This is a genomic window from Desulfurivibrio dismutans (assembly GCF_029210385.1).
Lineage (GTDB): Bacteria > Desulfobacterota > Desulfobulbia > Desulfobulbales > Desulfurivibrionaceae > Desulfurivibrio > Desulfurivibrio dismutans.
On record NZ_JARGDQ010000007.1, the window covers coordinates 82,779 to 95,213 of the forward strand.

The following is a 12,435-nucleotide window of genomic DNA, read 5'->3' on the forward strand; positions in this document are numbered from 1 at the left end:
ACCGGCACAACCGCGCACCCGGCCCAGCCATCTCCCGGGTTAACGGTCAGCCTGTTCCCGTAACTGCCAAAGCGGGGTAATGCGCCGGATGCGGACCGGCGGCAACTGCTCCCAATGGATCGACCAGCCGTGAGGATCCTTGGGGGCGCGACACAGGGTCAAGCCAGAGGCGTCAAGTCGGTGGTCGGCCCGAACATCCCATGGCTCGGACGGCAGGGACCGACCGGCGGCACCCGCCGATCCCACCACCGTCACCCGGGAGGCCAGGGCTTTGGTGGCGGCCAAAATAGCGGCGGCCAGGTCAAAAAAACCTTTGCCGTCACCCAGCATTGTTCCCTGCTCATCCACCGCCAGGGCATCGGCCACCAGCAACCCCACTTGCAGCCCGGCCAGTTGTGCGGTGGTCAGTTTACGCCCATGGCGCAACATCCCTTGGGGCGTCACAGCCTGGGCCAGGCGGGCAAAGGGGATGGAGAAAGGGGCAAAGAGGTAAAAACCGTCGTGCAGGGAGGGGGCCGGCATCAGCAGGGTTTTGCCGTCCGCCAGGAGATTGATGCGAAACTGCTTGAGCAATGGCGCCGGCGACACAAAGACACACTCGGCCGACCGGTAACTTTCGGATAAGCGCAGGTGCTGGGCCAACTGGCCGCCAAACGCCGGCGGCAGGGGGCGGTAACGGGAACGCAACTGCTCCTTGCCTTCCCCTGTAGCCCCTGAATTAGAGTCCTGACTTGGCTGCATTGCTCAGCACGGTCAAAGACGCCACCGAGCCACCACCCGCTGTTCCCTGCCGGGTAAAGGCGGCATCCACTGGGGCAGCGGCCACCATGCTGCCGTCCCGCAGCTGCCGGAAGCCGTATTCCACCAACTGGCCGACATCTTCCCACATGGTATCGCTACCCATCAGCGCCACGATCAACTTCTGGTTGCCGCGCTCGAATTTACCCACGTAGGTCTGGCCGGCGGCGCGGGTAAAACCGGTTTTGCCGCCTCGCGCCCCGTTGATCTGCCACAGAGCCCGGTTATTGGTGCGCAAAGTCTGGCCGAAATTGGTGGAGGTGCTGGTGGTGCCGATGCGGCGGGCAAATTCCGGATTCTGCATGGCGCGATGAAAAATAATCGCCAGATCCCGGGCCGTGGACTGCTGCCCCCGGGCGGTCAGGCCGTTGGAGTTGCGGATCACGGTATTGGTGGCCCCCAGGGAGCGGGCCTTGCTGGTCATCAGGCGGGCGAAAGCGGCCTCGCTGCCGGCAATCCTCTCCGCCAGGGCCACGGTGGCGTCGTTGGCAGAGCGCAGCAAAGTGGCGTTGATTAAATCACCGGCCCGATACGAGCGGCCGGCCTGCAGGTAAATTTTGGAACGGGGCATTCTGGCTGCCCGCGCGCTGGTGGACACTAGCTCGGCATCACGGAGCGACTGCATGGCGATCAAACCGGTGATCACCTTGATGGTGCTGGCGGGCTGGCGGGGCTGATCGGGATTCAGGGCAAAAAGCATCCGACCGGAGGAGGGGTCGACCACCACCGCGCTGCGGGCGGTAATCCGCCGCTCCAGCAAGGCCGCCTCCCGGGTGCGAGCAAGTTGACTGCTGCCGCCGGGCGGGCTTTTGATCAGGTCCACATCAGCGGGCCCCAGCACCACCCGAGAAGGTGTTGCCGCAAAACCCGCCGAGCCCTGATCAATGTTGCCGTCCCCCGGCGAGGCCTTGTGGGTGGTAGCCAGAACCTGCCGGGCCTGAACATCCATACTCGACCAGCCCAGCACCAGACAGCAAAAAAGCATAACCTGCAACGCTCCGGCGATACGCATCCGCTCTCTCCGTGCTTTTACTTGAAAAAACACCGCACCCTCGGCTAGTAGTGAAGATGCACCTCCTCCGTACAACCTGTTAAGAGCTATAGAGAACTGATCGGCAAAAATCAAGGAAAAAGTTAAAAGTTTTTTCTATCGACCCGTTTTTTCTGAAATAACCAACATAGCCCAAAAAGCAAAGGCCCACCACATCTCGTGTTTTACCAACCAGGCACCACAATATCTAGGCCTGATCAAGGATTACGAGGAGCTGACGATGACCGCTGTTTTTTTTGCTTCACTGACCTGCCACCATCCTTTGCTGTCGTGCTGGCTCGTCCTGACCACGGCCGGCCCGATTCATGTCAGCTTTCTGCCCGGCGCGCATCAACACGGCATGGCCGAGCTATTGACCGGCAGACTTCTCCCCCCCGGCGCCACCACCCCTTACCGGCTGGTGGCTACTAATCACCCGGCAATCAAGGCCGGCGCCGAACAAACCCGGGCCGAGTTACTGGCGTATCTGAATGGCGAGAGAAGGGAATTCACACCGCTGCCGCCCTCCCCCTTCATGCGGGCGGGCACCCTTTGGCAGCAAAAAGTGTGGCGGCAGTTGAGCAAAATCCCTTATGGCGAGACCAGAACCTACGGGGAAATCGGCGCCGAACTAGGCAGTCGCCGCCTGGCCAGGGCGGTGGGCTCGGCCTGCGGGGCCAACCCCTGCCCTCTACTGATTCCCTGCCATCGGGTGGTGGCAAGCACCGGCCCGGGGGGCTTCAGCGGAGGGGGGCTGGCCGTCAAGAAATCGCTGTTGGCACTGGAGCGCGACAACAGCAAAAGAGCAAGGCGCTAGTCGTCTTCAAGAAACTTCAGCACCTGAGCAGTGATATCGTTAAGGGACAGGATCTTGTCGACGCCGCCCAACTCGATGGCCTCCTTGGGCATCCCGAAAACCACGCTGCTGGCCTCATCTTGGGCGATGGTCCGAGCACCGGCCTGCTTCATTTTAAGCATCCCCTGGGCCCCATCCTTGCCCATGCCAGTAAGGATCACCCCGATGGCGTTGGCCCCGCCGTAGGCGGCCACCGAGTTAAACAGGACATCCACCGCCGGCCGCTGATAACAGACCATGGGGCCGGTCTTGATATTGACGTAGTAACGGGCCCCGCTGCGCCGCATCACCATGTGGAAGTTGCCCGGCGCCAGCAGGGCGGTCCCCGGCACCACCGCATCGCCGTCTTTCGCCTCCTTGACCCGGATCTGGCACAGGCTGTCCAACCGCTCGGCAAAGCTGGTGGTAAACTTGGCCGGCATGTGCTGCACGATCATGATTCCCGGCGAGTTGGGCGGGAACTGGGTCAGCACTTCCTTGAGGGCTTCGGTGCCGCCGGTGGAAGCACCGATGGCAATGAGCTTGTTGGTGGTCCGGGTAAGAGAAAGTTTCGGCGCCACCGTACGGGGCTGGGTAATCACCCGTCGGCGCTGGGTAACGTCGACCTGGGCAGCGGCCCGGATCTTTTCGGCCAGCTGGGCGCTCATGTCCCCCACCGAATAGGCCTCGCCCGGCTTGCTGATCACCTCCACCGCCCCGATTTCCATGGCCTCCAGGGCCAGGCTGCCGCCTTCCCGGGTCAGCGAACTTACGATAATCACCGGCAATGGCAGATAACGCATCAGTTTGCGCAGGAAGGTGATCCCGTCCATGCGCGGCATTTCGATGTCCAGGGTGATCACGTCGGGCTTGAGTTCGACGATCTTATCCCTAGCCACATAAGGATCGGGGGCCGTGGCCACCACCTCAATGTCTTTTTCGCGCGACAGTTCCTCGGTGAAAACCTTGCGCACCACGGCAGAATCATCCACCACCAGCACTCTAATTTTCCGCATAGTCCCGCCGCATCGTCAGTTCAGTTTGCATAACCGATAATTTCCATTTCCGGCAAGCCACTCCACGTTGTCGTTGAGTGACCGGGCCAGTTAAGCCGCCAGTTTGCCAATCCCGCCGGGCTGATGTCAGTTTTTGAATACTACCCACAACGCCCCGAAGTCGGTATTAAAAAGCAGCGCCCCCGGCTGTTCAAGCAGTTCCTGAGCGGAAAAATCATCCAGCAGGTACGCCTCCGGGATGTGCAGCTTGGCTTCACCGCCCGGGTCAACCCGGCCCAGCAGACTGCCCACCGCCATATTGGCAGTCTCTTTGGCCGTATCCAGTATCTGTGCCTCCCCGACCTCACCTGCTTCGACCCCGAGGAAGTTCATGGTGATATTGCGCGCCAGGCGCTGGGGCAGATAAAGGGCGAAGCGCCCCGATTCGGGACCGTGATAGGAAATATTGGCCTGGATATAGTCATCGTCGGCACTCAACGCCACCGCCCCGGACAACTCGTCAATGGGCTCCAGAAAGGTAAAAAACATGGTTTCAAAAACCTCGCTGAAGGTATCGTAAATCATTTGCCGGAATTGCTCATCCATGGGGAACCTTCCTCTAGCTCGGGTTAACGCAAGTGTAACTATCCAGCTCATTCTGGCACGTAACTGTTCAGCAGTGCCCCAGGTTGCGGTGCCGAGTCGGCGTAGCGTACATCAGGTACTCAAGCCGACCTGATCACCGCTTTCGGGGGTGCTGCTGAACAGTTACACGCAAGCTTCAGAAATCCATACCATCATCATCATCAGCATCAGCGGCCGGCTGGGGTGGGGCCTCAATCTTGTGCTGGAAGGCCTTTTCCAGCACATCATACAAAATGGTCTTGATGGTTTCCGGCTGAAATGGTTTTTTGATGTAACCGGCCGCGCCCTGTTGCCGAGCCTCTTCCATGCGGGCCTCACTGGACTCGGTGGTGATAAAAACCACCGGAATATGCCGAAAGTCGTCGTTTTTCTTCACTTCAGACAACAATTCCATGCCCCCCATCACCGGCATATTGATGTCCGAGAGGACCACGTCAATCCAGTTGCGCTCCAGTATCTCCATGGCTTCTTTGCCGTGGGCCGCCTCAAAAAACTCTCCCACTGGCACCCCGGCCATTTCCACGGTTTTTTTGATCACCACCCGCATGGTCGCCGAGTCATCCGCCACCAGAATGTTGAATGCCATTATCTTGTCCTTTTACCACGGGTTGTTCTCTGCGGCTCCCGGTCTCCCGGCAACACGCACCGCTGACACTGCCATCACCGGGCGGCTTCTGTATAAGCCGGCCCCGGGCTGCTAAATATGCATTACCGCTCAGCCGTGTCAAACGCTACAGCTGCAATAACTCCTCGGCCTGCTCCAGCTCCTCCATCAGGCTGACCAAGGCCAAATCCAGATGCGGCTGGCTTATCCCGAAGCGGCGCAATCCTTCACCTTTAAGCCGGGTGGCCAGGCCGTCGGCCCCTACCCCGATGCCAGCGGAAATCACCAGGGCATTACTCAAGGCCACCAAAGCGGTCAACGGCTCTCTGGCCAACGCCTCGGGGTCATGATGCAGCTGCACCGCTCTTTGCATCTCGGGAGGAAAGTCCCAGCGCTGCAGAATCAACCCGCCCAACTCGGCATGGGTGATCCCCAGGATCTCCTTTTCCGCTTCCACAAAGGAGGTTTTTTCCTGCGTCACCTTGTTCATAATGCGCTCAAAATCGTCGGAGACAAAGGCGCTTAAAAAGCGCTTACCAATATCATGCAACAGCCCGGCGGTAAAAGCCGTCCCCGCCTCAACTTCCTTGATCTTCCCCACCAGGTGCTTGGCCAAAATACCCACCGCCACCGAATGGCGCCACAACTCACCCTGCTCCAGGGCGTAACCGGCGCCCACTTCACCCTTGAAATAAGCGGCACTGCTGCTGGTGACAATGATTTCCCGCAAAGCCTCATGGCCGAGCATCACCAGAGCTTCGTTCAAGGAAGAAACTTTCCGGGCCAAGCCATAATATGGTGAGTTACAAATTTTCAGCACATTGGCGGTGATCACCTGATCATACTGGATCACCTCGGCCAGGGCCTTGACTTCCACCTCGGGATCGGCCAGCAGATCCATTACTCGGCGGCCCACCTTGGGAAAGGGCTGGACAAACTCTAACAGATTTAAAATTTCTTCAACTCTGCTCATAGTTCGAATTCCCCCCGCCCGGAAACCTTAAGCATGGTCCGCCCGGTATCCACCTCGATGCTGACGGTGCGATTCCCCGATTCACCGACATCCTCGGCGGTTACCATGATGTGATTTTTCCAGAACATCTTACGCAGCACCGCATAATTACGCTTGCCGATATTAAAAATTCCGGAGCTGTCCATAATCTGCGATCCGCCCACCACTTTCACCACCAGCCGGCTTTTGGCCGCGCCGTATTTGTAAGTTTCTTTAAAAAGGCGAGGGATGCCGGTATCGGCAAACATGAACGGCTTTAATTGGGCTTTCTCTTTATCCAACGAAGAGTCAGGCAGCATATAGTGGAGCAAACCCGCCACCTTGGCCACCGGATCCCAGATCACCACGCCGATGCAGGACCCCAGTGAATAGGTAATCAACACATCCTCGGGATTGTTGCTTACCTTCATATCGGAAATACCAACCACAATTTTCATGCCGTCTGTATCCTCTCGCCCCCCTCAGGGCCATAGCCTCGCTGTCGCCGAGTAAGCGATCACGGGGGCACCGCCGGTAGCGACGATCGGGCCGGCTCACGTACTTAGGCACGCATCGCCGTCCCGCTTGCCGCAACTTGCGGCACCCGGTGACCGTTTTACTTCAGGCGATCAGTTATGTCGCCAATTCCACGCCCGTTAAAGTTGTCTGCTGAACCAGTGCGCCAACGTCTGGCGCGCCCGATGATTCCTGTTTTTTCGCTGCCACCAACCAACCTCCTGGGCCGGTTTTGGCGGCCGCCAGAGTTAATTTTCCAGCAGTAATCCGGCAATATGGCCGGAAACATAACGCGATTTAGCCGTTCTTCTGGTAAACCGTGGATGCCACCGGCGTAAAATTATGCTTCAGGCTGGAAATACTCTCCGAGTGCCCGATGAACAGATACCCCCCGGGCGCCAGCGCCCGGTAAAACTTGTTGACCAACTGCTGCTGGGTTTCACGGTTAAAATAAATCATGACATTGCGGCAAAAGATAATGTCCAGTGAGCCGTTCCAGGGGAAATCGTCCATCAGATTAAAGCGCTCAAAGCTGATCCGCTGGCGCAGAGCCTCTTTGACCCGGACATGTCCGGACGCCCTCCCCTGGCCACGTTGAAAATATTTTTTCAGGTAGTTTTTGGGTACCTTGATCATCCTGTCCAGGGTATAAACGCCTCGCTGGGCATGGGCCAGCACCCGGGTGGAGATGTCGGTGGCCAGAATTCGATAGCCCCACCCCGGCTGCTGTTCAAAAAAATCCTCGGTTACCAGGGCAATGGTATATGGTTCTTCACCGGAAGAAGACGCCGCCGACCAGATCACCACCTCTTTTTTGCCGCCGGGACGGGAGACCAAGGCCGGCAACGCGTGGTCGACCATAAACTCGAAATGAGCGTTTTCCCGGAAAAAACTGGTAAAATTAGTGGAAACAACATCAATCATCTGCACCAGTTCATCGCCGCTGGTGTCATGAACCACGTAATTGTAATAGTCGCTGAAGCTTTCAATCCCCAGGGCCCGCAGACGCTTGCCCAGGCGGGCATTAAGCAGTTCCTTTTTTTCCGGTTTCAGATAAATTCCGGCCTTTTCGTACACCAGAACGCTGAATTTCTGAAAAAGCGCGTCGGTAAGCTGGCTTTTACGCAGGCTTAATTGATCGTGGTAATTGGCTGTCATGCAAGTTGTGGCCGGCGGAGGAAGGCCGGTCTTACATCTCCTCGAACTGGCGGAGTAAACCTTCGCCCACAACGCGATCGACATCAAGCAGAATCTTAACCTCGCCCTTCACCTTGGCCATCCCTAAAATGTTATCACTTTCGGTGGAAGCACCCATGGAAGGCGGCGGCTCTATTTCGGAACCGGCAATATTGACCACCTCGGAAACCGAATCGACCACCATCCCGACCTGTACGGCACTGCTGCGACCCTGCACCTCAACCACAATGACGCAGGTCCGTTCGTCGTACCCCTTGGCCGGCATGCCGAACTTAAGCCGCAGGTCCATCACCGGAATAACCCGGCCGCGCAGGTTGATTACCCCTTTGATGTGGGGCGGGGTGTGCGGCACCGCCGTGATCTCCATGACCCCTATGATTTCCCGAACTTTCAGAATGCCGACCCCGTACTCCTCGTTGGCCAGCGAAAAAGTCAGGTACTTGCCAGCCAGCTCACTGACCCCCTGCACGCTTTCGTCGGCGCGCTTGCTGGTACTTTCCGCCGGTAGTGTCATGTCGCCTCCTTCGGGCTTAAGACCCTGTTGTTTAGTAAGCCGTTCATCACCGCCGCGGCCGATCCGGTGGCGGCGGCGATGAAAGCTTATAAGATCTTTGTTTCGTTAGTGACCACTTAACTTTCTTCCGCCGCTGAGGCAATCACTCCGGCCAGATCGAGGATCAGCCCCACGCGGCCGTCACCCAGAATGGTCCCCCCGGCCACGCCGCGCACATCCGACATCCCGCCCAGGTTTTTGATCACCACTTCTTCCTTGCCCAACAACTCATCCACCATCAAAGCCCGGCGGCGGCCCTCGTTCTCCACCACCACCACGATGGCCTCACAAGGGTCGTTGTGGGTGGGGTCCTCGACCCCAAACAGTTGGTAAAGCCGGATGACCGGCAGTAACTCTCCCCGCACCAGCAAGGATTCCCCTCGACCATGAACGGTGTTGTAATTCTTGCGCTCCGGCTTCATGGACTCCTGAATGGCGGTGGTGGGAATGATATAACGCTCACTGCCCACCCGCACGATAATCCCGTCGATGATCGCCAGGGTCAGCGGCAGGCGGATGGTAAACAGCGATCCCTTGCCGGACTGGCTTTGCACCTCAACCTTGCCGCGCAACTTCTCCACCGCCTTTTTGACCACATCCATGCCCACTCCCCGGCCCGAAACGTCGGTGATCTGGTCGGCGGTGGAAAAGCCGGGCATGAAGATCAGGTTGTTGAGCTCATGATCGGAAAGGTTGTCGCCGGACTGGATCAGCCCCCGGCTTTCGGCTTTTTTCTTGATCTTGATGGTGTTCAGCCCTTCACCGTCATCCTCGATCTCAATGACCATGTTGCCGCCCTTCTGATAAGCCCGCAGGCTGACCGTACCGGTGGGCGACTTGCCGTGCTTGACCCGTTCGTCCGGGGGCTGGATGCCGTGGTCCACCGAATTGCGCATCATGTGCACCAGGGGGTCGTAGATGGAGTCCACCATGTTGCGGTCGATTTCAGTGTCCGCACCCTCCATGACCAGGTTCACCTCTTTGCCGCTTTTCTTGGAGAGATCGCGCACCAGGCGAATCATTTTGTCGAAGGTTTGCTTGATGGGCACCATCCGCATGGACATGGCGGTGTGCTGCAGATCGGAAGTAATACGGCTGAGCTGGGAAAAATCCTTGATCAGCTTGGGGTCGGCAATCTTGGACACCAGCGGGTTCTGGCGCACCAGCGACTGCATGATCACCAGCTCCCCCACCGCGTTGACCAGGGCATCAAGCTTTTCCACGTCGACTTTGATGAAGGCCCCCATTTTTTTACGGGGGGCGGCCTGACCGTTGGCAGCGGCCGGGGCGGGGCCCTCGCTGTTCGAGGGCTGGCCGGCACGGGGCAGGGCGGTGAAAGAGTCCGCCGGCTCCATTCCCGGGGCGGTGGTTTCTGGCGCCGCTTGATCCTCCGGAGCGGCGGCACCTTCATCAATCACCGCCGCCTCCGGGGCGCTGTCGGCCGGGCTTTTCCCTTCCTGCAGGGCCAGGATGTGCGCAACTTGGGCGGAAATATCCAGATCCTGATAACGATCGGGACCGTTTTCCAGCACATCTTTGATGTTCTCCACCATGCTGCGGAGCGTATCCCCCACGGTCAAAACCAGGTCGATGACATCGGAATCCATCTCCCGTTTGCCGTTGCGGACGTCATCCAGGAGATTTTCGGTGGCATGGGCCAGTTTGTTGATGGTGCGCAGGTTGAGAAAACCGGACACCCCTTTGATGGTATGAAAGGGGCGAAAGATGTTGTTAATGATATCCAGGTCTCCGGGGTTCTGCTCCAGTTCCAGGACATTGACCTCGATACTCTCCAGATGCTCAAAGGCTTCATCAATAAAGCCGCCGAGCAGCTCCTTGTCCTGGAGAAAATCCGGAACGCCGCCGCTGCCGGTCGCTGCCGGTTCCGGCGCCGCCGGTGCAGTTGCCGGCTCGGCCTCCTCTTCGGGGGGAGGCGAGGCGGAAGCATCGTCGCCGGACGGCGCTGCCGCCGCGGCCTGTTCTTCCTCCTTCGGGCCGACTTGGCCCGGATCGCCCAGCAACTCAGCGGCGCTAACCAGATAACCGGCATCGCTGAGGTGCCGGGCAAAAGCCTCCACCCCGGCTTCATCCATGTCCGCCCCTTTGCGTACCGCCTCCTGTATCTGGGTGATGGCCTTGCCCAGCAGTTCATAATTTTCAGCCGAGTCCGGCAGTTCACCCATGATCATCCGTTCCAGAGCGGACTTGAAGGCGTGTGCCATGGCGTGCAGCACCGGCAGGTTGGCCACTTCATCCCGGGTGGCCAACAGATCCTCCGCCGCCGCCAACAGCTCTCCCACCACCGAAAGGTCACCCGGTTCAACCATGAGGATTTTCACGGCCATATCATCGAGAATTTTAGCTACGGCATGTTCGTCCTGGGGCATGGCTGTTCTCGGTTTTGGTTAATAATCGGCGATACCACAGCGTTTGAGGGGCGACAAAGAGCAGTAACTTTTGTTGACGCAAGGCCACCTCACCGCCGCATACTGCCCAAAAAACGGCATAAAGACAAGCTTTTTCTCATTCATTATCAATAAGCCAGGCCACCTATTCGCTCTCCCCCCGCTCCTGTAGTTCCTTGAGCAGTTCGGGATCCAGATCGGCAAGATAATCCTCCACCGAGGACAGATTGTCCATCACCCGGTCGACGATGTCGCTGTCGGGATAAACGGTGACAATCCGATGCAATAATTGCCATGATTCGCCGGCCAGGGCCGCTGCCCGCTCCGGATCATCACTGCGCCGCGCCCGGACAAAAAGGGCGGCGGCTTCCCGGCGCAATTCAGTGGCCGCCTCCCGGGTAGCCTCGGCCATGCGCCGCCGGGCCTCTTCGCGGTAGTCGCTTTCCAGCAGGCGGGAGAAGAGCACGCTTGCTTCGTCGTACTGCCCCAGATCAAGCAACCGATTAGCCTCTTCCCACTGCATGGACAGCGCCTGCTGTTCCAGCAGCTGCCGCCGCTCCGCCGCTGCCCGCCGGGACTCTTCAGCTTCGACCAGCATCTGCCGGACCAGATATTCCTGCTCCCGGTTCAAGTTTTCCGTCAGGAGAGCTTCAAGCGCGGCGACGGCATGGTCGAAGGCCCCTTCTGCCTGCATTCCTTCCACTTGCCCCAGTCGTCCCTGGAACCATCCCTGGGCCCGGCGCTCAACCTCGTCGACCAGCAAACGGGCCCGAAAAGTCAGGATGCCGGCCGGAAAACGTTCATCCAGCCGCTGCATGCGCTGTTGCATGCCAACAGGCATGGCACGGCCGTCAAAAAGAATCGCATCTTCCAGCAGCCCCAGAAACAGGGAGCGTTCTTCCCGACTGGCCGGAATCTGACCGCTTAACAGCCGCAGCTGCTCATCAACCCACTGACGCTGCTCTTCCAAGGCCGCGTGGCGGTCGGCAATTTTCTCATACTGTCGGCGAGCCTCATCGGAACGCCCGGCAATCAACAGCAAATCCCCCCTCAGTCGGGTGATATCGGAGGTCTCCATCCTCGTTGCCGCCACCGCCTCTTCCTGCTCCGCCAGCAACTCCAGAGCGGGTTCCCTTTGGCCGGCGCGAAAAAGGGCCAGGCTGATTTTTTGCAGCAGGGAGAAAGGCAGAATCCGCTCGGGATAAATCCAACGCCACTCTTCCAGGGTCTGCCGAACTTCGTCGGCCTTACCCTGGCGAGCGTAATGAAACAACACCGCTTGCAACTGCTCGGCGGCCAATTCATGAAATTGGTCAAGCCGGACGGCCACCGTTTTCTCCGCCAACCGGCGGTAAGTATCGCAATTACCAGCGACAAACTCCCGGTCGGCCCGGTAGGCCACACTCAGCGCGGCAACCGCCGCGCTCCAGTTGCCGCCGGTTTCCCATTCCAGATCGCCCAGTTTTTCCCGGGCGCGCTCAAAGCTTACCGTTACCTCATCCAACTGAACCAGGCAATTGCTCCACCCGTCCGGCCAGTTCGCCCGGGGGATCAACTCGGCCAGGGCGGTCGCCAGTTGCTGCCACTCTCGCCGTTCCTCCCGGTAGTACTCAAGCCGTGGTGCAAGGTTCCGCTCCTCCGCCGCCACAAAGCGCAACAGCTCTTCCTCGTCAAAGTCAGACCGAACCGGCGACGGCATCGGCGGCGGTTCCGCCACCGGTCGCGGCGTCACCTCCGGCGGCGGCATCGGCACCGTCACCGGCGGCGGCGCTGTGGCGCAGCCAACCGTGACCGCAGCCCCCAACAGCAACAACCCGTATAAATATTTTTTCAGCTGCAATTATTTCCCCCCGCAAGATCAGCTTT

At 58.9% G+C, this 12,435-nt stretch carries 12 protein-coding genes; 1 reads left to right on the forward strand and 11 read right to left on the reverse strand.

The features are described 5' to 3' along the window. Positions 1 to 39: 39 nt before the first annotated feature. On the reverse strand, positions 40 to 741 hold the full coding sequence (locus P0N66_RS09370) for a 5-formyltetrahydrofolate cyclo-ligase (RefSeq protein ID WP_275804686.1): 702 nt from the start codon (positions 739 to 741) through the stop codon (positions 40 to 42). Further along, the gene (locus P0N66_RS09375; protein WP_275804688.1) at positions 719 to 1,810 is read right to left on the reverse strand and encodes a D-alanyl-D-alanine carboxypeptidase family protein; all 1,092 of its coding nucleotides are present in this window, start codon (positions 1,808 to 1,810) and stop codon (positions 719 to 721) included. The genes P0N66_RS09370 and P0N66_RS09375 overlap by 23 nt, the downstream gene beginning before the upstream one ends. A gap of 259 nt (positions 1,811 to 2,069) precedes the next feature. Here P0N66_RS09375 and P0N66_RS09380 point away from each other — a divergent pair, with 259 nt between their 5' ends. Continuing rightward, entirely contained in the window at positions 2,070 to 2,645 is a 576-nt protein-coding gene (locus P0N66_RS09380; RefSeq protein WP_275804690.1) for a methylated-DNA--[protein]-cysteine S-methyltransferase, read from the forward strand. Here P0N66_RS09380 and P0N66_RS09385 read toward each other — a convergent pair. The 9 genes from P0N66_RS09385 to P0N66_RS09425 form a co-directional block, all read right to left on the reverse strand. After that, positions 2,642 to 3,679 carry a protein-glutamate methylesterase/protein-glutamine glutaminase gene (locus P0N66_RS09385; protein WP_275804692.1) on the reverse strand — a complete coding sequence of 346 codons (1,038 nt, stop codon included), beginning with the start codon at positions 3,677 to 3,679 and terminating at the stop codon, positions 2,642 to 2,644. The two genes, P0N66_RS09380 and P0N66_RS09385, sit on opposite strands and share 4 nt — an antisense overlap. Before the next feature lie 126 nt (positions 3,680 to 3,805). Next, positions 3,806 to 4,264, reverse strand: a complete 459-nt coding sequence (locus P0N66_RS09390; RefSeq protein WP_275804694.1) for a chemotaxis protein CheX — start codon at positions 4,262 to 4,264, stop codon at positions 3,806 to 3,808. Positions 4,265 to 4,439: 175 nt separating this feature from the next. Next, a complete protein-coding gene (locus tag P0N66_RS09395) occupies positions 4,440 to 4,889 on the reverse strand; it encodes a response regulator (RefSeq protein WP_275804696.1) in 450 nt (149 codons plus the stop codon). A gap of 145 nt (positions 4,890 to 5,034) precedes the next feature. After that, positions 5,035 to 5,880, reverse strand: coding sequence for an HDOD domain-containing protein (locus tag P0N66_RS09400; protein WP_275804699.1), 846 nt, complete (start codon positions 5,878 to 5,880; stop codon positions 5,035 to 5,037). Continuing rightward, positions 5,877 to 6,356, reverse strand: a complete 480-nt coding sequence (locus P0N66_RS09405; RefSeq protein WP_275804701.1) for a chemotaxis protein CheD — start codon at positions 6,354 to 6,356, stop codon at positions 5,877 to 5,879. Before P0N66_RS09405 ends, P0N66_RS09400 begins: the two co-directional genes overlap by 4 nt. Positions 6,357 to 6,711: 355 nt before the next feature. After that, on the reverse strand, positions 6,712 to 7,572 hold the full coding sequence (locus tag P0N66_RS09410) for a CheR family methyltransferase (RefSeq protein ID WP_275804703.1): 861 nt from the start codon (positions 7,570 to 7,572) through the stop codon (positions 6,712 to 6,714). Positions 7,573 to 7,603: 31 nt separating this feature from the next. Continuing rightward, the gene (locus P0N66_RS09415) at positions 7,604 to 8,125 is read right to left on the reverse strand and encodes a chemotaxis protein CheW (RefSeq protein ID WP_275804705.1); all 522 of its coding nucleotides are present in this window, start codon (positions 8,123 to 8,125) and stop codon (positions 7,604 to 7,606) included. Between the two features lie 116 nt (positions 8,126 to 8,241). Next, positions 8,242 to 10,551 (reverse strand): chemotaxis protein CheA, encoded by a 2,310-nt coding sequence (locus P0N66_RS09420; protein WP_275804708.1) that lies wholly within the window; start codon positions 10,549 to 10,551, stop codon positions 8,242 to 8,244. A 163-nt stretch (positions 10,552 to 10,714) separates the two neighbouring features. Further along, a complete protein-coding gene (locus tag P0N66_RS09425; RefSeq protein WP_275804710.1) occupies positions 10,715 to 12,409 on the reverse strand; it encodes a hypothetical protein in 1,695 nt (564 codons plus the stop codon). Positions 12,410 to 12,435: the final 26 nt, after the last annotated feature.

Coding starts and splice junctions, on each gene's coding strand:
- P0N66_RS09370 (WP_275804686.1), bottom strand. CDS start 741: ATGCAGCCAAGTCAGGACTCTAATTCAGGGGCTACAGGGGAAGGCAAG.
- P0N66_RS09375 (WP_275804688.1), bottom strand. CDS start 1,810: ATGCGTATCGCCGGAGCGTTGCAGGTTATGCTTTTTTGCTGTCTGGTG.
- P0N66_RS09380 (WP_275804690.1), top strand. CDS start 2,070: ATGACCGCTGTTTTTTTTGCTTCACTGACCTGCCACCATCCTTTGCTG.
- P0N66_RS09385 (WP_275804692.1), bottom strand. CDS start 3,679: ATGCGGAAAATTAGAGTGCTGGTGGTGGATGATTCTGCCGTGGTGCGC.
- P0N66_RS09390 (WP_275804694.1), bottom strand. CDS start 4,264: ATGGATGAGCAATTCCGGCAAATGATTTACGATACCTTCAGCGAGGTT.
- P0N66_RS09395 (WP_275804696.1), bottom strand. CDS start 4,889: ATGGCATTCAACATTCTGGTGGCGGATGACTCGGCGACCATGCGGGTG.
- P0N66_RS09400 (WP_275804699.1), bottom strand. CDS start 5,880: ATGAGCAGAGTTGAAGAAATTTTAAATCTGTTAGAGTTTGTCCAGCCC.
- P0N66_RS09405 (WP_275804701.1), bottom strand. CDS start 6,356: ATGAAAATTGTGGTTGGTATTTCCGATATGAAGGTAAGCAACAATCCC.
- P0N66_RS09410 (WP_275804703.1), bottom strand. CDS start 7,572: ATGACAGCCAATTACCACGATCAATTAAGCCTGCGTAAAAGCCAGCTT.
- P0N66_RS09415 (WP_275804705.1), bottom strand. CDS start 8,125: ATGACACTACCGGCGGAAAGTACCAGCAAGCGCGCCGACGAAAGCGTG.
- P0N66_RS09420 (WP_275804708.1), bottom strand. CDS start 10,551: ATGCCCCAGGACGAACATGCCGTAGCTAAAATTCTCGATGATATGGCC.